At 62.3% G+C, this 18,070-nt stretch carries 17 protein-coding genes, 1 tRNA gene and 2 pseudogenes; 9 read left to right on the top strand and 11 right to left on the bottom strand.

The window, feature by feature from the left end; translation table 11 throughout:
* Nucleotides 1-299 precede the first annotated feature (299 nt).
* A complete protein-coding gene (locus HJB89_RS24980; protein WP_221150651.1) occupies nucleotides 300-497 on the bottom strand; it encodes a hypothetical protein in 198 nt (65 codons plus the stop codon).
* Nucleotides 498-601: 104 nt separating this feature from the next.
* Here HJB89_RS24980 and HJB89_RS24985 point away from each other — a divergent pair, with 104 nt between their 5' ends.
* Nucleotides 602-847, top strand: coding sequence for a hypothetical protein (locus HJB89_RS24985; protein ID WP_207583269.1), 246 nt, complete (start codon nucleotides 602-604; stop codon nucleotides 845-847).
* Nucleotides 848-876: 29 nt separating this feature from the next.
* Here HJB89_RS24985 and HJB89_RS24990 read toward each other — a convergent pair whose 3' ends face one another.
* Nucleotides 877-1,266 (bottom strand): hypothetical protein, encoded by a 390-nt coding sequence (locus HJB89_RS24990; protein ID WP_207583270.1) that lies wholly within the window; start codon nucleotides 1,264-1,266, stop codon nucleotides 877-879.
* A gap of 367 nt (nucleotides 1,267-1,633) precedes the next feature.
* Here HJB89_RS24990 and HJB89_RS24995 point away from each other — a divergent pair, with 367 nt between their 5' ends.
* Nucleotides 1,634-2,542: a DUF1499 domain-containing protein gene (locus HJB89_RS24995; RefSeq protein WP_207583271.1), complete on the top strand. Its 909-nt coding sequence runs from the start codon at nucleotides 1,634-1,636 to the stop codon at nucleotides 2,540-2,542.
* A 140-nt stretch (nucleotides 2,543-2,682) separates the two neighbouring features.
* Entirely contained in the window at nucleotides 2,683-3,105 is a 423-nt protein-coding gene (locus tag HJB89_RS25000) for a hypothetical protein (RefSeq protein ID WP_207583272.1), read from the top strand.
* A gap of 275 nt (nucleotides 3,106-3,380) precedes the next feature.
* On the opposite strand, the gene HJB89_RS25005 is transcribed toward HJB89_RS25000, so the two are convergent.
* The 3 genes from HJB89_RS25005 to HJB89_RS25015 are packed head-to-tail and all read right to left on the bottom strand — an operon-like array spanning nucleotide 3,381 to nucleotide 6,483.
* Nucleotides 3,381-5,114, bottom strand: coding sequence for an SDR family oxidoreductase (locus HJB89_RS25005; protein ID WP_221150652.1), 1,734 nt, complete (start codon nucleotides 5,112-5,114; stop codon nucleotides 3,381-3,383).
* Nucleotides 5,111-5,569 (bottom strand): thiol-disulfide oxidoreductase DCC family protein, encoded by a 459-nt coding sequence (locus tag HJB89_RS25010; RefSeq protein WP_259672112.1) that lies wholly within the window; start codon nucleotides 5,567-5,569, stop codon nucleotides 5,111-5,113. Before HJB89_RS25010 ends, HJB89_RS25005 begins: the two co-directional genes overlap by 4 nt.
* Nucleotides 5,566-6,483 (bottom strand): MBL fold metallo-hydrolase, encoded by a 918-nt coding sequence (locus HJB89_RS25015; protein WP_221150708.1) that lies wholly within the window; start codon nucleotides 6,481-6,483, stop codon nucleotides 5,566-5,568. Before HJB89_RS25015 ends, HJB89_RS25010 begins: the two co-directional genes overlap by 4 nt.
* A 164-nt stretch (nucleotides 6,484-6,647) precedes the next feature.
* Between HJB89_RS25015 and HJB89_RS25020 the strand changes: the two genes are divergently transcribed.
* A tRNA-Gln gene (locus tag HJB89_RS25020) sits at nucleotides 6,648-6,721 on the top strand.
* Between the two features lie 38 nt (nucleotides 6,722-6,759).
* Here the strand turns inward: HJB89_RS25020 and HJB89_RS25025 are convergent.
* A pseudogene (locus HJB89_RS25025) lies at nucleotides 6,760-7,605 on the bottom strand (helix-turn-helix domain-containing protein).
* 161 nt (nucleotides 7,606-7,766) lie between these two features.
* Here HJB89_RS25025 and HJB89_RS25030 point away from each other — a divergent pair.
* Both HJB89_RS25030 and HJB89_RS33645 read left to right on the top strand, forming a co-directional pair.
* Nucleotides 7,767-8,261: a hypothetical protein gene (locus tag HJB89_RS25030; RefSeq protein WP_221150653.1), complete on the top strand. Its 495-nt coding sequence runs from the start codon at nucleotides 7,767-7,769 to the stop codon at nucleotides 8,259-8,261.
* A 48-nt stretch (nucleotides 8,262-8,309) separates the two neighbouring features.
* A pseudogene (locus HJB89_RS33645) lies at nucleotides 8,310-8,886 on the top strand (DUF429 domain-containing protein); the annotation flags it as partial.
* 342 nt (nucleotides 8,887-9,228) lie between these two features.
* On the opposite strand, the gene HJB89_RS25040 reads toward HJB89_RS33645, so the two are convergent.
* The 5 genes from HJB89_RS25040 to HJB89_RS25060 all read right to left on the bottom strand — a co-directional run bounded on the left by HJB89_RS25040 (nucleotide 9,229) and on the right by HJB89_RS25060 (nucleotide 13,098).
* Nucleotides 9,229-9,564 carry a hypothetical protein gene (locus HJB89_RS25040; protein ID WP_221150654.1) on the bottom strand — a complete coding sequence of 112 codons (336 nt, stop codon included), beginning with the start codon at nucleotides 9,562-9,564 and terminating at the stop codon, nucleotides 9,229-9,231.
* 93 nt (nucleotides 9,565-9,657) lie between these two features.
* Nucleotides 9,658-10,437 carry an SDR family NAD(P)-dependent oxidoreductase gene (locus HJB89_RS25045; RefSeq protein ID WP_221150655.1) on the bottom strand — a complete coding sequence of 260 codons (780 nt, stop codon included), beginning with the start codon at nucleotides 10,435-10,437 and terminating at the stop codon, nucleotides 9,658-9,660.
* A gap of 136 nt (nucleotides 10,438-10,573) precedes the next feature.
* Complete coding sequence (locus HJB89_RS25050) at nucleotides 10,574-11,842, bottom strand: type II toxin-antitoxin system HipA family toxin (protein ID WP_221150656.1); 1,269 nt, start codon at nucleotides 11,840-11,842, stop codon at nucleotides 10,574-10,576.
* On the bottom strand, nucleotides 11,839-12,069 hold the full coding sequence (locus HJB89_RS25055; protein WP_207583279.1) for a helix-turn-helix transcriptional regulator: 231 nt from the start codon (nucleotides 12,067-12,069) through the stop codon (nucleotides 11,839-11,841). The genes HJB89_RS25050 and HJB89_RS25055 overlap by 4 nt, the downstream gene beginning before the upstream one ends.
* 423 nt (nucleotides 12,070-12,492) lie before the next feature.
* Complete coding sequence (locus HJB89_RS25060; protein WP_221150657.1) at nucleotides 12,493-13,098, bottom strand: TetR/AcrR family transcriptional regulator; 606 nt, start codon at nucleotides 13,096-13,098, stop codon at nucleotides 12,493-12,495.
* Between the two features lie 111 nt (nucleotides 13,099-13,209).
* Here HJB89_RS25060 and HJB89_RS25065 point away from each other — a divergent pair, with 111 nt between their 5' ends.
* From HJB89_RS25065 to HJB89_RS25075, 3 genes are all read left to right on the top strand, one after another.
* A complete protein-coding gene (locus tag HJB89_RS25065) occupies nucleotides 13,210-13,896 on the top strand; it encodes a PspA/IM30 family protein (protein ID WP_221150658.1) in 687 nt (228 codons plus the stop codon).
* Nucleotides 13,897-13,946: 50 nt separating this feature from the next.
* Nucleotides 13,947-14,228, top strand: a complete 282-nt coding sequence (locus HJB89_RS25070) for a YiaA/YiaB family inner membrane protein (protein WP_003588051.1) — start codon at nucleotides 13,947-13,949, stop codon at nucleotides 14,226-14,228.
* 93 nt (nucleotides 14,229-14,321) lie between these two features.
* Complete coding sequence (locus HJB89_RS25075) at nucleotides 14,322-17,717, top strand: acyl-[ACP]--phospholipid O-acyltransferase (RefSeq protein ID WP_221150659.1); 3,396 nt, start codon at nucleotides 14,322-14,324, stop codon at nucleotides 17,715-17,717.
* Nucleotides 17,718-18,070 lie beyond the last annotated feature (353 nt).

Here is an 18,070-nt window from a genome sequence, read left to right on the forward strand (position 1 = left end):
GCGTGTAGTGGATGTGAACGGTTTCTCCCGCCTATCCCACCCTCCGTCATGCTCGGCCTTGAGCCGAGCATCCACGCCGCATCCATCAGCAGCAGCCGTATGGATCCCAGGCTCAAGGCCTGGGATGACGGAGAGTGTGGTTGGCGTTTCCGTCAAACTCGTCGCCAGAGAACAGGGACACACTACACCGGGTGCTCAATTGGCCCAGCGTTTACTAGGTTCCAGTGCCTGTCACAGTGCGCCCAAATCCTTCGGTAGGGGACACTCCGCACAGGAGCGAGCGGGCGTGAAGATGACGCTCACGCCGCCCCAGCCGGATCCCCAATCGGCAGCAGGGCCGGATCGAGCGGTGGGTCCTGCGGGTTCTTCGTGTCCGACGGGTCCTGCACCGGCGTCAGCGGCGGTTTTTGCTGGGTGGGGTCGGGAATGCCCGGCGTCGGCGTCGGGCCGCGTGGGGTGTCGGGACTGGGGATCGGCATCGGGTCTCTATTGGGCATGATCGCCTCCTTTTCAAAAAAAGGAACGGCATCCCCCGCATATGGTTCCACTTTCGCCATCGGAGATTCCTCTGTATGAGGGGCTTGCAAACACTGGAACGAGCATGGCCATCCGCGATCGATTTTCGAAAAAACTGAACTGCCCGCAATGCGGCAATGAGGGCTTTGCCGAAGCCTCGGAAGTTGACGATCCGAAGCGCAAACACCCGGATTTCAAGGTCGATCGGCTGCCGCGCGGCTTTGGCGTGCAGCGTCCATCCAACCACCAGGAAAATTTCGTCATCAAATGCGAATGCGGCCGCAAGTTTCCCTTCCGCAGCGTTGCGGAAGCGGCGGCCGAGCGGCGCTAGCCCATCTCTCGGCATCACGCTCCGAAGCTCTAAATCCGCTCCAGCACTTCGATAAAGGCTTCGGCGAAACGCACCAGATGCGCAGTTTGCTCATCGGGCGCCTGCATGCGGATTTCGGTGCCGGCATAATCGAGCAGCGCCAGCACGACGCGCATCTCACTGCCGTCATCGGGAATGCGCAGCACCGCGATGCGGCGGCAATCCTCGATAAGACCCCCGGCCGGCAGGTCGAACAGCAGCTCGCCACCCGACCGTTGCGCTGCCTGGCGCACCGCCTCGCAGAAGCCGGCATCGCCGCCGGCATACCCTTCGAGCGAAAGTTCGAGCTCGACGAGCTCCATCGGCAGCATCGGCTCGCTGTGGTCGATCCCGCCAAGCGCAGACGCCTGCGGCCTTGCGGCTATCTCGGTTGAAATCATCCCGTCGCTCCTTGCCTTTAAAATCGGAGATGAAACCGCGGCAGAATGGCTCTTTTTTACCATATCAGCAAGAGCTTATGGAATCGCCCCGTCTTCGCCCCGGTCTTCATCATGGTCTCGTCATGGTCTTCGCTCGCGAATTCCATCTGATATTCCGAGACAACAGTTTCAATTCAGCCGAATCTTGCCCAGATCCGGATGATTTTAGGCCGGGCTGGCCTAAAATCTGAATCCGGATCTAAATCAAAGAAATAGAGCATGATGTCGTCCGAAAACCGCTTCACACTTTTCGGCATCATGCTCTAAACAGGGATATGGCGATTTGCGTGGTTGAAGGCGCGGCGCTGACGAGCAACCGGTAAGTTTGATGGCCATCCGTTTCGACCGTCCCGTTTCCAACGCCGCCCGCTTTTCGCGGCTGCTCGGGGCGTTTTCCCTGGTGCTGGCGCTGGCGGTGCTGGTCGCCCATCGTTTCGGCGGCCTCGCCACCCCCTATCTGGTGCTGCTGTTGATCGCCGCCGCCGGCGGCGCGCTGCTGGCCGCCCTTCTGGCCGTCGTCGGGCTGCGCAGCCTCTGGATGACGGGCGCCGAAGGCGGGCTGGCCGCACTCGCCGCGCTGATCTACGCCGCCTTTCCCTTAGCGCTCGGCGCCTTTGCCACCGAGCATTATCTGACCTTGCCGGATATCTACGACGTCTCCACCGATCCGGTCTCGGTGCCGGATTGGCTGTCGCCGCCGAAAGCCGACCAGATCTGGCTGAAGCGCAATCCGGTGATGCCGGAGGATCGTGAAAAGCAGATGACCGCCTATCCCGAGCTGACCGGCCGGCGTTATGAGGGCGCACTCGACCGCGTGCTGGAGGCGGTGCGCAAGGTCGCCAAGCTGCGCGGCTTCACCATCATCCGGACCACCGGCGATACCGAGCCCGACCGCGACCCCGAGGACCGGCCGGCCAAGCCTGAGCCGAGCGATGATGCTGCCGTCGCCGATGCGCCCGATATCGTGCCCGTGCCGACGCCGCGCCCCTATGACGACGATGTCGCCAAGCTGATCCGCGGCGCCAACGGCGTGACGCTGCAGGCAACCAATCGCACACTGATCCTCGGCCTGCGCTTCGATATCCTCATTCGCCTGCGCGAAGAGGCCGAAACAACCTTCGTCGACATCCGCGTCGCCTCCCGCTACGGCCAACACGACCTCGGCTTCAGCGCCGACATCGCCGGCGATTATCTGAAGGCGCTGGATTCCGAATTGCTGGGGATTGCGGGTGGGTGAGCCGCGGTGCCGCCAGAGGCGGCAGCAATCGATCCAGCGAATCGATTGCAGCGGCGAACGCCCTGAGCCCAAAGCGAAGGGCCGGGATAGGGTGCGGCAGGCTCGACAACCTTATGCCGCACCAAAGGAGGAGAGCTGTGATGGGAAGCAAGGCCGATTTTCTGAGTGTGCCTGACCAGGACACTCTTGATACTTCAGGTTTTGTGAAAACGCTCTCAGGCGAGATTTATCTCAAATTTGTCAGCGGCTGCCGCTTTATGGAGTTTCCCATAGGGAAGCTCTTCTCTCTTCATGTTCCGGATGACTTTCTTGAGTTTGATCGGGTTGTGAAATGTGCACTGCAGATTCAGCCCGATGTTAAAAATTCAGTCATCCATACATTTGCCGTTCGAAAGCGGGGAGGGGTGAGTGTAGCTGCAGAGAAAAGGCCGGATGATCTTTACATATATGTTCCTGAGAAATGTGAGGTCGATGTTCAGTTATTGAGCAGTTTGACAATCTCAATTCTCTCGATGGAATACACGACCGAGCCCCATCCATTGAACAAGCTCTATGTTAGTTGACCGGTGGATGGGGCCTCTTACGTCTCCAGACGCAGCCACCCTCTATTACGCCACCACCCGTCAGCCCCCCTCTGCCCTGCCGGGCATCTCCCCCACAGGTGGGGAGATTGGCAAGTGGCGAAAACTTCCCGTCCCTCCGCCGTTTCGCCGGGCTGTGACACCGGTTGTTTGGGGAAGCCAGCGAGCCCAGCCAATCTCCCCACCTGTGGGGGAGATGCCCGGCAGGGCAGAGGGGGGCTCACACGGCAGGCCGGCTCAGGTGAGGAAAAACGACCTCACGCCACCACCAACCACCCCGTATACCGCACCACCAGCCCGGTCAGCCGCCCGCCGATCTCCACATGAAAGTGGAATCGCCCCTCACGCTCCTCCTCATAGGTCTCGCCACCCGGCGCCAGGAACAGCGGCAGCGGAACCCCAAAAAACCGCCAACCCCTCACCACCAGCCGTAACCTGTTCCCCTCCTGCACCAGCGCCACCAGCACCCGGAACGGCCCGAAGACTTCGGTAAGCAGATGCCGGTCGCGGCCGTTTCCTTCGAGCTGCAGGCTGTGGAAACTCTTGCCGCCGAAATCCCGTGTCCAGATCTCCTTGTCGCCATCGGCCACGAAGCGCACCGTCACCGGCACATCCTCACCCGCCGGAGGGAAGCCGATCAGCCGCGCGACGATCCCCGCAAGCCATCCGCCGCCGCGTTCGATCCGCGCCCGGCCGGAGGCGACGCGCGTCCCGCCGGCATGCCCGACCGAATGCATGGCGGCAATCGCCGGCGGCAGCCGTTCGAAGGCGCTGCCGAGAACCCTGTGGTAGAGCGGCAGGCAGGCGCCCTCGCTTTCCACCCGGATCCCCGTCGTGATCGAAAACCGCCGAAACTCCGCTTCGAATCCGGCAAGCTGCAATTCGCCCGTCGCCGGCCGCGCGCCGTTTTCCGGCCGGATGCCCTGGAGCAGCCGGCGGACCAGCGCCGCGACGCCGGCGATGGGAATGAACGGCCCGTCATCACCCTCGGCAATCAGATGCCAGCCGCATGTGAGGCTCTTGCCCGCGGCATCGATGCCACTGACCCGCATGAACATGCCGCCGCGATGTTCGCCGATCGCGAAACCATGGCTGGCGCGCTGCAGCAGCGGCGAAAACGGTAGCAGCGATGGAAGCAGCTTCAGGTGCACCAGCCGGGCGGCGAGGCTGAGCAGGCGCTGCAGCGGCTGCGGCTCCGTTCCGACCCCGGTGAAGCTGGATTGCAGAGTGGGAAGGCGCGCCGGCAGCAGCGCCAGATCCGGCGCATCGACCAGCAGGAATGTCCGGCTGCGCAGCGGCACCGCGCCCGGCGGCGCCACCGTCACCCGCATCGCCTCGATCAGTCCAAGCCCGGTCGAAGGCTGCCCCTCGCGCAGCACCGCCACCGGCTTGCCGGCATAGGTCGATATCGCCCTCACAACATTGAGCCCGATCTTCACATGCGCCGACGGGGCAATGCCCGCAGCCACCCGATCGATCCGCGCAAACGGAGGCGCCATGACATCGAGCGCCGCAAAGGAAAGCGCCGGCAGGCTGCTCAGCCCCGACAGCGCGAAGATGCCCTTCGCCCTGGCCGCGGCATCGAGCCCGCCAAAACCGGCGACGAAGCCGGTGCTGTCGGCGATATCGGCATAATCGATGCCGAGGCCAATGCAGGCGCGCACCACCTTATAGGGGTCGTCCCCGAAGCTCTGAAACGGCCCGGAGGCATCGATGACGAGATCCGGCCTCAGCCGCGTCAGCTGTTCCGCCAGATTGCCATCACGATCGAAGCGCACGGCCTGTAGCGTCGCCCCCAGATTGCTGCTTCCCAAGCCCTCGGATCCATCTTTCGGGGCTCTGAGATCCGCAACGAAATCGTCTGCCTTTTCAAGCGACCGCCCGGCGATCAGCAGTCTGAGCCGCGGTTCATCGCCAAGCAGCCGCGCCAGCCGGCCGCCAAACGTGCCGTAGCCGCCGATGATCAGCAGCGAAAGCCTGTCGCCGCTCATGCGATGAAGCGGCTGCGCTGCTCCGGCGTCGGCACCATGCAGCTCTGCCGGCCGGCGATCTTCAGCCGGTTGCGGGCGATGAATTCATAAAGCGTGTCGGCCACCCGCCGCGGCAGCAGCCGGAAAAGCCTGATCAGCGAATAGGGAAAACCGAGGCCGGCGACCATGCGGATCGAGCCGTCGGATTTGAAGAAGGCGCGGCCGTTCTCGATCAGGATATTGGTCTCGTAGTCGCGCCCATCCAGCCCATAATGCCGGTAGAGCGCGGCGCCGAGCGGCGTCTGCGCGGCCAGGAAGCGGTATCGCCGCTGCTTGTCGTGTTTCAGCGCGAACTTCACCCAGCCGGAGCAGAACACGCATTCGCCATCAAAGACGATCAGCGGCCGGTCATCGGCAAAATCGGGCACATCGGCATCGTCGCGATAGCTGTAAGCGGCTAGCATCGCCTGGCTCATCTCCCTGCTGCAGGCCGGTAGAGGGCGGAAAGCGAAGGCAGCCCATCCGCGGCAATCTCGCCGCGCTCGAAGAGATCCTCGATATGGGCGAGCACGGAAAGCGCTGCCGCCCCATGCAGCTTCGGATCGGTATCGCTGTAGATCGCCTTGACCATCTCCGGGATGCCACGGTCGCCCGCCCGGATGCGCGTCAGGATCGCCTGCTCGCGCCCGAGGCGATGCGCCTTCAGCGCCCGGAGGAATGTGGCCGGATCCGTCACCGGCCCGCCATGGCCGGGCAGCAACAGCCCGTCATCGCGGGCGATCAGCTTCTCGAGCGAGGCCATGTAATCGGCCATCGAGCCATCCGGCGGCGCGACGATCGAGGTCGACCAAGCCATGACATGATCGCCTGTGAATAGCAGATCGCCGCCGTCCAGCGCGAAGGCGGCATGATTGGCCGTGTGCCCCGGCGTCGGCACGCCTGAGAGCACCCAGCCGTCGCCCTTGATGGTCTTGCCGTTGCCGATCGAAATGTCGGGCACGAAGGCCATGTCGGAGCTTTCGGAAAACGGATTGATCTCGCCGGCGCGCAATGGCCTTGCCGGCCGGTGCGGCCCCTGGCCGACGGTCACCGCCCCGGTTGCCGCCCGCAGCCGGCGGGCGAGCGGCGAGTGGTCGCGATGGGTATGGCTGACGAAGATATGCGTCACCTCGCGGCCGGAAAGCGCCGCCATCAGCGCCTGGAAATGCGCCTCGTCCTCCGGCCCGGGATCGATGACCGCGACCGAGGAGCCGCCGACGATATAGCTGTTGGTGCCGTAAAAGGTGAAAGGCCCGGCATTGTTCGCCGTGATCCGCTCGACCCCCGGCGCCACCGGCACGGCCCGCCCATAGGCCGGCTCGAAGACGAGGTCGAATGCGGGACTGTCCATGAAGGCAATGATCTCGAGGCCGATGACACCGCCAATTCCTAGCACGGCCCACCGCCCCGCGCGCGCATAAATCTGCTTGAGGCGCAACTTAGTCATTGTGACGGACGGAGAGCTTTGCTAATCAGGCGTCGATTTGAGCCGGCGGTTTCCGCCGAAAGCTCTGATGGGGCGTCGCCAAGCGGTAAGGCAACGGTTTTTGGTACCGTCATCCCTGGTTCGAATCCAGGCGCCCCAGCCAATTTTGTTTTGGTCCGTTCTGGACACATGGGTTACGATTTATTCCTGAGACATAGGTAACACTTTTGCGCCGAAAGGGTTCGGCAATGGTTCGAGCCTGCACGTCTCGTCATCGAAGTATCCCAGATCATAATCCATGAAGCTTGCGAGCCAGATATGGTCTTCGACCTGTTTGATTCCCACGGCCTGCCCGGCAAAGACCAGGCTGAGGTTGATCTTCTTTCGCTTATAGCAGATGCGGCCGCATGTTGTGACGGTAACGGTCTGGTCGTGGAACGGATAGTCGAGCTCCGGTAGGCCGCGATAGGGTCGTGGTGAAGCCTGGTAGCGCTCTGCCGGGCAAGCCATGTCAAGGGCTTGGTGGGGCCGCTCTGTATTGAACTCTTCGACGAAGTCGTCAAAGCGGGCCTGCTGTGTCGGCGAGCATGAACTCGCCTTTGTAATCGGCGCACCACAAGTCGTTGGGTTGGCGAGGTTGGGAGAGTGGTGTTCCCTGTGCCCTGTTGCGTCGTCGCTTGCGGTGCTGGACCAACCCGTTGCGGTCGAGCACCGCATGCACGGTCGAGATCGCCGGCGTTTGCACGTCCGGGTAAAGCCGCGCCAGTCGCTCTCTGATCTTCGGCGCGCCCCAGCTCGGCTTCTCCTGCTTGGCACGCACAATCAGCTTCTCGATTTGGAAAGGAAGCTGATTGGCGTGCCGGTAGGGACGCGCGAGCGGTCAGTCAGTCCTTCCAGCCCGCAGGCATTATAGCGGCTGATGATCTTGTGGCCGGTCTTGCGGGAGATGCCGAACTCGCGGCACAGCGCCGCTATCTTCTCGCCATCCAGAACCCGCGCAACGAATTTGAGACGCTCGTCCATACGGTTGCACTCCTGCCAAGGCACCTTCGCTCTCCTCGCAAAGGCCAAAAGTGTAACCCATGTCTCCGGTATGAACTGTCACCCTTCTCTCGGGAAGGACAGAGTGAGTATTGTCATCGATTTACGCTAGCCAGCTGCTCCCTGGGCTCTTTCGCAACAGGCCAGAAATGTGGTTGTTTCCCACCTTGAAGAGCAAGAAGGATTTGGAAGGCGAGGCACCTGGAAAGCTTGGGCCCGACGCGAGGAAAGCTTGGGCGAGCCAACGTTACCAGCTTGCTTTGGATGCTCTTCTGTCGGATCTGGGGGCTAACCTTGTGCCCGGAGCCATCTTAGACGCCGAGTTTACAAATGGCGAGTTGAAGTTCTTCATCGGCGGCCACGTCGCAATCGACAAGATATTCTTGTCCGAGGCCGAGGGAGAGTTCATCGCCGCCCAGTGGAAAGTCTTGGCCTCGACATATTCCATCACCGAAAAGACCGATGGCAAGAAGTTTGCCAACGCGCTGAGAAAAATAGGAGAAAGCGGCAACGCCGCATTGGTCGCCCAGATCATCGAGCGGCAACAAAAACTTGCCGAGATCGAGGCGGAGATCGCAGAGGCCGAGGCCGCGGTGAATGCCCTTGTCTATGCTCTATACGGCTTGAATGCCGCGGAAATTGCTACAGTCGAGAGAGCTTGATGTGATGGTCTTGCTCATCAGCCACGAGGTGTGGTTATGCTGCCAAAGCGTCCCGTCGACAAAGGGGCGGGATCTTTGGTCTCCTGGATCGGAGGCGGCGTTCAGCCTGCAAGCTGGTCGAAGATTGGTATGTTCGACGACGCCGCACCGATCTGGCGCTTCAAACAGGCGCTGGGTGCGAAGGAAGAACCGGAGCTTGCAAGATCGGCGGCCAGCGGCCTTTTTCTGATCGAGGTTTCCCCGGCGCTGGCACTGGCTGCTATCGAGGCCACCTTCTGTTCGAGGCCTGCAGCTCCGAAATACAGCTCAACAGGAGGCGCTTCAGAATCACTGACTGGCAGGCAGTTGCGGAATCCACGAGGCGCTTCGGCATGCTGAACTCGTTGAGACACTTGGATGATTGGTGTTCGGTAGCGGTGAGCTTTGAGGCGCCGAGCAAGGCCGATCAGGACAAACTTGACGCGCTAATCTGCAGCCTGATCGGGCTGCATGGCTTATCGCCCCGCGAGACCAATCCGTAATGATCGGCGATCTGGAAAGTGGCTATATGATTGCGCCGGCTACGCGAGGGGTGCATGAAAGATTGCGCGCTGCGGCGCTACAGAGGGATGTGCCGATCGCGTGAGTCGAGTGACCAGCGTTCAAGACAACATAACCAGCTCGGTCTCAGCTGCGATCACGCATGGACTAGCGGTATCCCCATGTAGGCGGCCGTGGCATGAGATCTTCACGTGATATCGAGCGAGACCGCCTTCATCCACGGAATCCGGCTCTCCTTCCGGTTCGAAGAAACAATTTATCACCGCCGAGGATGGCGACCGTCCATCCTCCTTTCCCGGCAATAGACAGTTCACAATTGCGCCCGGCAGTCTGAACGTTCCTTGCGGCCGATCACGCCCATCAATCTTAACGCTGTGTGGGAAGAGCTTGACACGGTTGATCGGCGTCGCTTCGAGATAATGGACATTCAGTGGACGCCGGTTTCGATAACGATGATCTGAGCGATAGGCGAGAAATCCTCTCCGACCGTGCAGCGGGCTATCATATTGGGCTCGACGTTGCCTAACTGATGATCAATTTGCTTCTCCTGGGCCGCAACCTGCCTTCTAAGGACAAAAAGAGTGACGAATGCAGCGAGGGCCGCCGCCCAACCGCTCGTCGCACTCAACCATTCGCGCAAGCAAATCTCATCTTCCCTACAGAACAGCGACCGTGTTGGCGCGAAGCCGGAAATCACGATAACGACAACCGTGATCATGATCGCCCCGGCGATAGGGGCGGCCCACTTGTCCATGAATTTCATATCATTGGCTCCCCAGATCGAACGCGATTGTATTCATTGCGCATGCCGGGGGGCAAGTGTTGACCGTATGATCCTGCTGGAGAATTTTTCGCCTCAACCGCCCTCTTCAAACAACCGGACGCTCGTCAACCCCGCCAACCTCTCCACCAGCGCCTCCTGAAACCCAACATCATTCACCTCCACTGCCGCATCTCGCTGCTGCCGGTGATACCAATACCCGCCGCTGACCTTCGCGGCTCCTTCATCGCTCGCTGCAAGCCACGTCTGGGTGAGATGCCCCATTTCGAGGTCATCGGGCGCGCCGGCGCCGCCCATTTTTGTCGGCACCCAGCCGGGATCGACGGCGTTGCTGAGAACATCCGGCCAGTGGCGGGCGATGGCGGCGGCGAGGGTGGCGATGTAGAGCTTGCTTTCTGAATAAGCCTGGCTGGCGTTCCATGGCCGCTTCTTCCAGTCGATATCGTCAAGGGTGTTGCCGCCGCTGCGGTGCATGCCGCTGGTGAGATAGATCAGGCGGGCGGGGCGGGTGATCCAGGCGGTGAGGAGATAGGGGGCGAGCGTGTTGACCGCGAACGTCCTCGCGTGGCCTTCCGGGGTGTCGCCGCGGCTGCGCTCGAGGTAGATGCCGGCATTGTGGATGACGGCGTCCATGCGGCCGATGGTGTTGACCTGCTCGGCGATGGAGCGCACCTCGGTGGCGCTGGCGAGATCGCCGATGACGATGCCGAGGGCGGCAGCTGATCTCTCTGATATGGCGGCGGCGCGTTCGCGGGAGCGGGCGTGCAGCACGACGTCGTGGCCCTCGTTCATTAGGGTGCGGGCGGCGGCGAGGCCGAGGCCATCGGTGGAACCGGTGATGAAGATGCGGCTCATGGGGGTTCCTTTCGCGTGCGGCGTGGGTGGGCCCAGAGTGCTTGGCCATGGGTCCTCGGGTCAAGCCCGAGGGCGACGGAGATTGAGGTCAGCGATCGGCAAGAGGCGCGACGTTGGGAGCAATTCCTCTTTTTCCTCAATCTTTCGAGGTCAGCCTGGCTGCCTCGGCCCGGCTCTTTATCAAGCCGGCGATTTCATCGATTGGGTCTCGATCAGGCGATATGTCTGCGAGCTCGTCAGCGACCTTATCGGCCGCTGCTATCACCTTGTCGCAAACTTCGTTTACCCGGCGGCGCAGCAGCGGAGTGCCAACGCCGGCTTCTCGCGCAAAGACCTGCCAGCCCTCCGCATCCATCTCGGCGAGCGTGGCACGTTTGCCGATTCTCATTGCCAGCTTTGGCGACAGCTCCGGATAAATCACGGTGGAGAGGAGGTCGTAGAGTTTTGCCAGCCGCGGGCCTTGGCTATCGTAAAGGATGGAGAAGTTCTTGCCGTGGGCATCGGCATTTCCGGCGATCAGGTTGAAGATGGCAGCGTCCAGCAGCTTCAGAACATCGACCGCCGGTCTTGCCGAAATCCGTCTCAGCAATTCGAAACAATCCTTGAAGGTCGGCCCGCCTTCGCTCGCATATTTCGTTTCCGGCGGTACGCCGAGCGCCTGGCAGAAATCCTCCTGATGGATGCGGCGAACCAGGCCGCCGGCGTCGCGGACGCGGTCATATCGTTCGACCAGAAGAAACGGGCGTTCCCGCACATGTCGCGGTTCGACGGCTGCGACATCCAGCTCGATGGCGGCTGCGAGCCTCATCACGAAAGCTTCGTTTTCGGTCGTCGCCTTGAAGCGCGCTATTGGTGGCTTCAGAATATGAGTGGTCGCCTGGCCAGGCAGGGGAAGGCCGATACGGCCGTCGATCAGAACAACCGGCACCTTGGATTGCGCGCCGGCGAGCGACAGTCTCAAGCCTTCCTCGCCGGCCAGCAAAGGGCGCACGGGAAGCGCCTCCAGCACCCGAACGATGCCGGCGTCGTCCAAAGGCGCGGATTGGCGATCTGCAGTCGTCGCTGTCTCCGCGGGCTCCTGGCCCTCGGCAAGCAGTTGCAATGCACCGGCGACATCGCCGCCAAGGTGATCGAGAAGCGCAAAGTCATTGGCGGGAGAAACGCCCAATGCTTGCGCGGCGGCTATCCGCTGGCTTTCCTCGGGCAACAGGCCGCCGAAAAACGGCCGGCATTCCCGGCGGGAAAATCGCTCCGGTCGTTTCGGGAGAGAGGCCGAGAGCGGCAGCGCATCATCATCGCCGAGCCAGCCTTCAGCATAGGCAAAGCCGATATCACCGTGTCGGTCCTGCGTGAATTGACCGACAATGCGGCCGTTCCACCAGACGTTGAGGATCCTGTCCGTCATCGTCTGCGCTCGCCGGGCGCCAGAATGTCGATGGAGCAGCCGAGCGTTTGCAGAACCTGCAGGACTTTGCCGATCTGCGCCGTGGGTTTGCCGGCTTCAAGGTCGACGATAAACCGAAGCCCGACGCCGGCAACGCCGGCAAGCTCGTCCTGCCGCAGGTTTTGCTCCTTGCGCGTGCTTCGAACCAGGGCGCCGATATCGGCTGGAGTTTTAATCTGTTTCGACATGTGATTTTCCCGATCGGGAAAATATAGTGGAATTTCGGCGGGCGTCCAGGGGAATTTACCGATCGGGATATTTTGACGATATGGAATGGGTTGGGGCCGCGAAATTCCCCGCTCGGTAAGATGGGTAGTGGTTTTGGCAGGCGCGACATCCGGCGCAGAAGATTGGCGAGGCCCAGCCCCTCATCCGGCTGCCGCCACCTTCTCCCCGCTCGCGGGGCGAAGGGGATATGCCGCGGCCTTTCCGTTTCTCTCCAACGTCTCGCGTAACACGTCCCCTCGCCCCGTTTACGGGGAGAGGGTTAGGGTGAGGGGCATTTTTGGGGAGGAGTTTCCTCTCCGGGCATGGGTCCTCGGGTCAAGCCCGAGGACGACGGAGGGGAGGAGGGCTCTTGCCAAACCCACCCCGGCCGCACTCACCCGTCATCACCTCCGCCGCTCCGCCCCGGCCGCAATCGTCTGCACCAGCTCGTCCACCTCCCGTGCCAGCCGCTCCAGCGGCAGGCCGACGAAGCGGCCCTCGAGGCTGATGCTGACCACCCCGTGCACCGCCCCGAACAACGTGCGGGCGCGGATGGCGCGGTCTTCGGGGGGCATGTCGGGCTGCAGTTCGGCCAGCGGTTCGGCGATCACGTCCATCAGGAAGAGATGTTCGTCGAGATGCCATTGCGGCGTCGGGCTGCTTTCCGGGGGCGAGTGCTCGAACAGCGCCTTCCAGAGATTGCGGTGTTCGACAGCGAAAGCGAGATAGCCCTGGGCGAGGTTGCGTAAGCGATCGGTCGGTGGCCGGTCCTTGGTTTCACCAAGTGTCAGCCTGGCCTCCAGCGCCTTCAATGTGGCGGAGTTGACGTGGATGACGAGCTCGGCGAGATCGGTAAAGACGGTATAAAGGCCGCCGAGCGCGCAGCCGGCATCCTGGGTGATGTCGCGGGCTCGGAGGTGGGCAAGCCCGTCCTTGGCGATCCGCTCGCGCGCTGCCTCGATCAGCCGGGCCTTCAATTCCCAGCGTTTTTCTTCTCGCCTGCCGGCCATTCACCATTTTCCTTTGATTTTTTGAACGTCGTTCAAAATTGTTCTTGAACAACGTTCACGATTCTGCCATAACTCAACTCGTGAACAACGTTCATAAACCGGAGGAAGGAAATGTTCAAACTGATTTCCATTTTATTGCGGGGCAGGGCGCATGATGCCGAACTGGCCTTCGCCGATCGCAACGCCGTGCCGCTGCTCGCCCAGCAGATCCGCGATGCGGCGCAATCGATCCAGTCGGCCAGGCGCAGTGTCGCCGTCGCCATCGCTCAGAACGAACAGGAGAAGGGGCAGCATGCGACGATCGTCGCCCGCATCGCCGATCTCGAGATCCGCGCTTGCGCGGCGCTTGATAAGGGCAATGACGGGCTGGCCCGCGAGGCAGCCGAGGCGATCGCTTTTCTCGAAGCCGAGCGCGATGCCTCCGAGAAGGCGCAGGCCCAATTCGTCGGCGCCATCGACAAGCTGAAGGCCATCGTGCGCGCCTCCGAGGCGCGGCTGCAGGAGCTGCAGCGCGGCGAGCGGCTGGCCCGCGCCACGCAAGAGGCGCAGAAGCTCGATGTCGCGGTGGCCGGCCCCGGCCTGGCGACGCTCGACGATGCCGAGGAGACGCTGGCGCGCCTGCGCCTGCGCCAGAGCCAGAATGAGCTGACGGCCTCCGCGCTGAAGGAGATGGAAGGCTCCGTCCGCCCGGCCGGCATCATCGAAAAGCTGGCCAATGCCGGCTGCGGCCCAGCCCTCCACTCCACAGCCGATGACGTGCTCGCCCGGCTGAAGAGCCGCATCACGCCGGCCGCCTGAAATCGCCTTCATCCAACCATCCAATCCATAGAACCTTGAGGGTTACGATCATGAACGACAGTTTCCAGAAACACTCCTCCAGCTGGGTCAGCTTCTCCTACATCTCCTTCGGCTCGGCCGCCTTCATGTTGGCGCTCGGCCTGTACATGATGCCGCTCGATCTCTGGGGCAAAGGTTATCTCGCCATGGGCATATTGATGCTGGTGCAGACCACGGTGAACATCACCAAGACGCTGCGCGACAATGCCGAATCCGAAAAGCTGATCCGCAAGGTCGAGGATGCCCGCACCGAAAAACTGCTCGTCAAATTCAATCGTAGCGATGAAGATTGACCTTCGTTAACCACAGCGCAGAGTTGTTTTCGCACTCAACCATTGCGTAACAACTCTGTGGCCTTCTCTGCCAGCCGATAGAGGGACGAGCCCGTGCACAACAAGCTGATGACATCCAGGAAATTCGCGCCGCTGTTCTGGACCCAATTCCTGACCGCGTTCAACGACAATTTTCTGAAGAACACCCTGGTGTTCCTCATTCTTTTCAAGATGTCGGCGAGCGAGGGTGCCGCCCTGGTGACGCTTGCCGGCGTCATCCTCATCGTGCCCTTCCTGCTGCTCTCGGCGCTCGGCGGCGAACTGGCCGACAAACACGACAAGGCCAAAATCGCCGAACTGCTGAAACGCTGCGAGATCGGCATTGCCGCCTTGGCCGTCGTCGGCCTCGGCTTTTCCTCGATCTTTGTGCTGATGGCCGCACTCTTCGGCTTCGGCGTCATCTCGGCGCTGTTCGGGCCGATCAAATACGGCATCCTGCCCGATCACCTCGAACGCCGCGACCTGCCGAAGGCCAATGCCTGGATCGAGGGCGGCACCTTCATCGCCATCCTCGCCGGCACGATCATCGCCGCCCTTGCCTTCTCCAGCGGCGACAATGTCTTCCTGTTCGGCTCGATGATGATGGGGCTGTCGGTGCTCTGCTGGCTGGCCAGCCGGATGATCCCTCCCACCGGCTCCAAGGCGCCGGATCTTCAGATCGACCGCAATGTCATCCACTCCAGCTACACGCTGGTGATGGAAATCCGCCAGGACAAACGCCTGTGGCGGTCGGCGCTGATGAACTGCTGGTTTTGGCTGGTCGGCGCCTTCGTGCTGTCGATCCTGCCGACTATGGTGACCGAGCTGCTCGGCGGCTCCGAGCTGGTCGTGCCCGCCTATCTCACCGTTTTCGCCATCGCCGTCGCCGTCGGCTCGGCCATTGCCGCCTGGATGTCGTCAGGCCGCATCGTGCTGCTGCCGGCCCCGGTGGGAACGGCGCTGCTCGGCCTCTTCAGCCTCGACCTCGCCTGGAACCTCTGGGGCCTGGCATCGGCTGTCCACGCAACGACGATTGCCGATTTCTTTGCCGGTCAAAATACCATCCGCGTCGCCATCGATCTCGCCGGCATGGCGATTTCGGGCGCCTTCATCGCCGTTCCCACCTTCGCCGCGCTGCAGACCTGGGCGCATGAGGACCGCCGCGCCCGCGTCATCGGCGCCGCCAATGTGCTGTCGGCGCTGTTCATCACCGTCGGCCTCGGCCTCGTCGCCGCCATCCAGGCGCTCGGCGCTTCTATTCCGCAGATCCTGATCGGCCTCGGCATCATCAATTTCGCCGTCGCCTGGCTGATGCTGAAAACGCTGCCGACCAATCCCTTCCGCGATTTCATCTCGATCCTGTTCCGCGCCTTCATGCGCCTCGAGGTCGAGGGGTTGGAGAATATCAAGAAGGCCGGCCGGGCGCCGATCATCGCCCTCAATCACGTCAGCCTGCTCGATGGCGCCTTGGCGCTCGCCATCACCGAGGAAGAGCCGACCTTTGCCGTCGATTACAAGATCGCCCAGGCCTGGTGGGTGCGGCCCTTCCTGAAAATGTGCAAATTCCTGCCGCTCGACCCGACCAAGCCGATGGCGACGCGCTCGCTGATCAAGGTGGTGCAGGACGGCAACCCGATCGGCATCTTCCCCGAGGGACGGCTGACGGTGACCGGAACGCTGATGAAGGTCTATGACGGCGCCGCCATGGTTGCCGACAAAACAGGCTCGATGGTGGTGCCGGTGCGCATCGACGGGCTGGAGAAGAGCTATCTCTCTTACCTTGACAACGGCAAGATCCGCCGCCGGCTGTTCCCCAAGGTCAAGGTCACCATTCTCGAGCCGGTGAAGCTCGACGTTCCCCCGGAGCTGAAAGGCCGCAAGCGCCGCACCGCGGCGGGGGCTGCCCTCTATCAGGTGATGTCGAACCTGATGTTCCAGACTGCCGACACCTCATCGACCGTTCTTGGCCGCGTCATCGAGGCCGGCCACGAATTCGGCATGAAAAAGCCAGCCGTCGAGGATCCGGTCAACGGCAGGCTGACCTATGGCAAGCTCCTGACCGGCGCTGCCGTGCTCGGCGCCAAATTCCGCGCCAAATTCCCGGAGACGAACCTCGGCGTCATGCTGCCGAATGCCAATGGCGCCGCCGCCACGCTGCTCGGCGTGATGAGCGCGGGCAAGGTGCCGGCGATGCTGAATTTTACTGCCGGTGCGGCCAATATTCTCTCCGCCTGCAAGGCCGCCGAGATCAAGCACGTGCTGACCTCGCGCGCCTTCGTCACCCAGGCCAAGCTCGGCGCGGTGATCGAAGAGATGGAAAAGCAGGTGACGATCGTCTGGCTCGATGATCTCAGGGCCGAGATCGGCCTGATGGACAAGATCCGCGGGCTTCTGCGCAAGGGGCGGCCGCTGGTGAAACGCCAGCCGGACGATCCGGCGGTGATCCTCTTCACCTCGGGCTCCGAGGGCACGCCGAAGGGCGTGGTGCTGACCCACCGCAACATCCTGTCGAACGCCGCCCAGGCCGCCGCCCGCATCGATTTCCACAGCGGCGACAAGGTGTTCAACATCCTGCCGGTGTTCCATTCCTTCGGGCTGACGGCCGGCACCGTGCTGCCGCTGATCTCCGGCGTGCCGGTCTATTTCTATCCGTCGCCGCTGCATTACCGCATCGTGCCGGAGCTGATCTATGTCTCCAACGCCACGATCATCTTCGGCACCGATACCTTCCTCAACGGTTATGCCAGGACGGCGCATCCCTACGACTTCCGCTCGATCCGCTATATCTTTTCCGGCGCCGAGCCGGTGAAGGCCTCGACCCGCCAGACCTATATGGAAAAATTCGGCCTGCGCATTCTCGAAGGCTACGGCGTTACCGAGACCGCGCCGGTGATTTCGATCAACACGCCGATGTACAACAAATCCGGCACCGTCGGCAAAATCCTGCCGGGCATGGATTGGAAGCTCGAACCGGTGCCCGGCATCGACGAGGGCGGCAGGCTGCATGTGCGCGGCGCCAATGTCATGGCCGGTTATCTCCGCGCCGAAAAGCCCGGCGTGCTCGAGCCGCTCGCCGATGGCTGGCACGATACCGGCGACATCGTCACCATCGACGAGGACGGCTTCGTCAAGATCCGCGGCCGCGCCAAACGCTTCGCCAAGATCGCCGGCGAAATGATCTCGCTCGCCGCCGTCGAAACGCTCGCCGCCGAACTCTGGCCCGGCGCCCTCTCGGTCGTCTCCTCGCTGCCCGACGCCAAGAAGGGCGAGCGCCTGGTGCTGCTGACCGACGCCCCCAACGCCACCCGCACAGAATTCCTCGCCTTCGCCAAGTCGAAGGGCGCCATGGACATGATGGTCCCGGCCGAAGTCACCATCGGCAAGGTCCCGGTGCTGGGCTCCGGCAAGGTCGATTTCGTCGCGGCGCGCAAGCTGGCCGAGGGTGCGGTGCAGGCGGGGGAGGCGGCGTAGGCGGGGCTTGGCCGGCGTCAGGCGCCGAACAAATTCAAGCGAAATGCTTGCGGCATCGATACTCGGGTCAAGCCCGATACCTCGGGTCAAGCCCGAGTATGACGGAGGGTGGGGCACGCGGGGCAAGAGGCGAGACGTCTGGAGGGAATTCCAGCAAAATGGGAATTGCGTAAACAACGACCGCACGACGGCAATTCTAACAAAACATCACGCGTTTGCGGCCCTTGCCCCATAGGCTCCACCACCCTCCGTCATACTCGGGCTTGACCCGAGTATCGGGCTTGACCCGAGGACCCATGCTGCAAGCGCTGCGTTGCGCTCACACTGACAATAGCGATCGCCGAACAAATTCA

Source organism: Rhizobium sp. NZLR8 (assembly GCF_019685025.1).
Classification (GTDB): domain Bacteria; phylum Pseudomonadota; class Alphaproteobacteria; order Rhizobiales; family Rhizobiaceae; genus Rhizobium.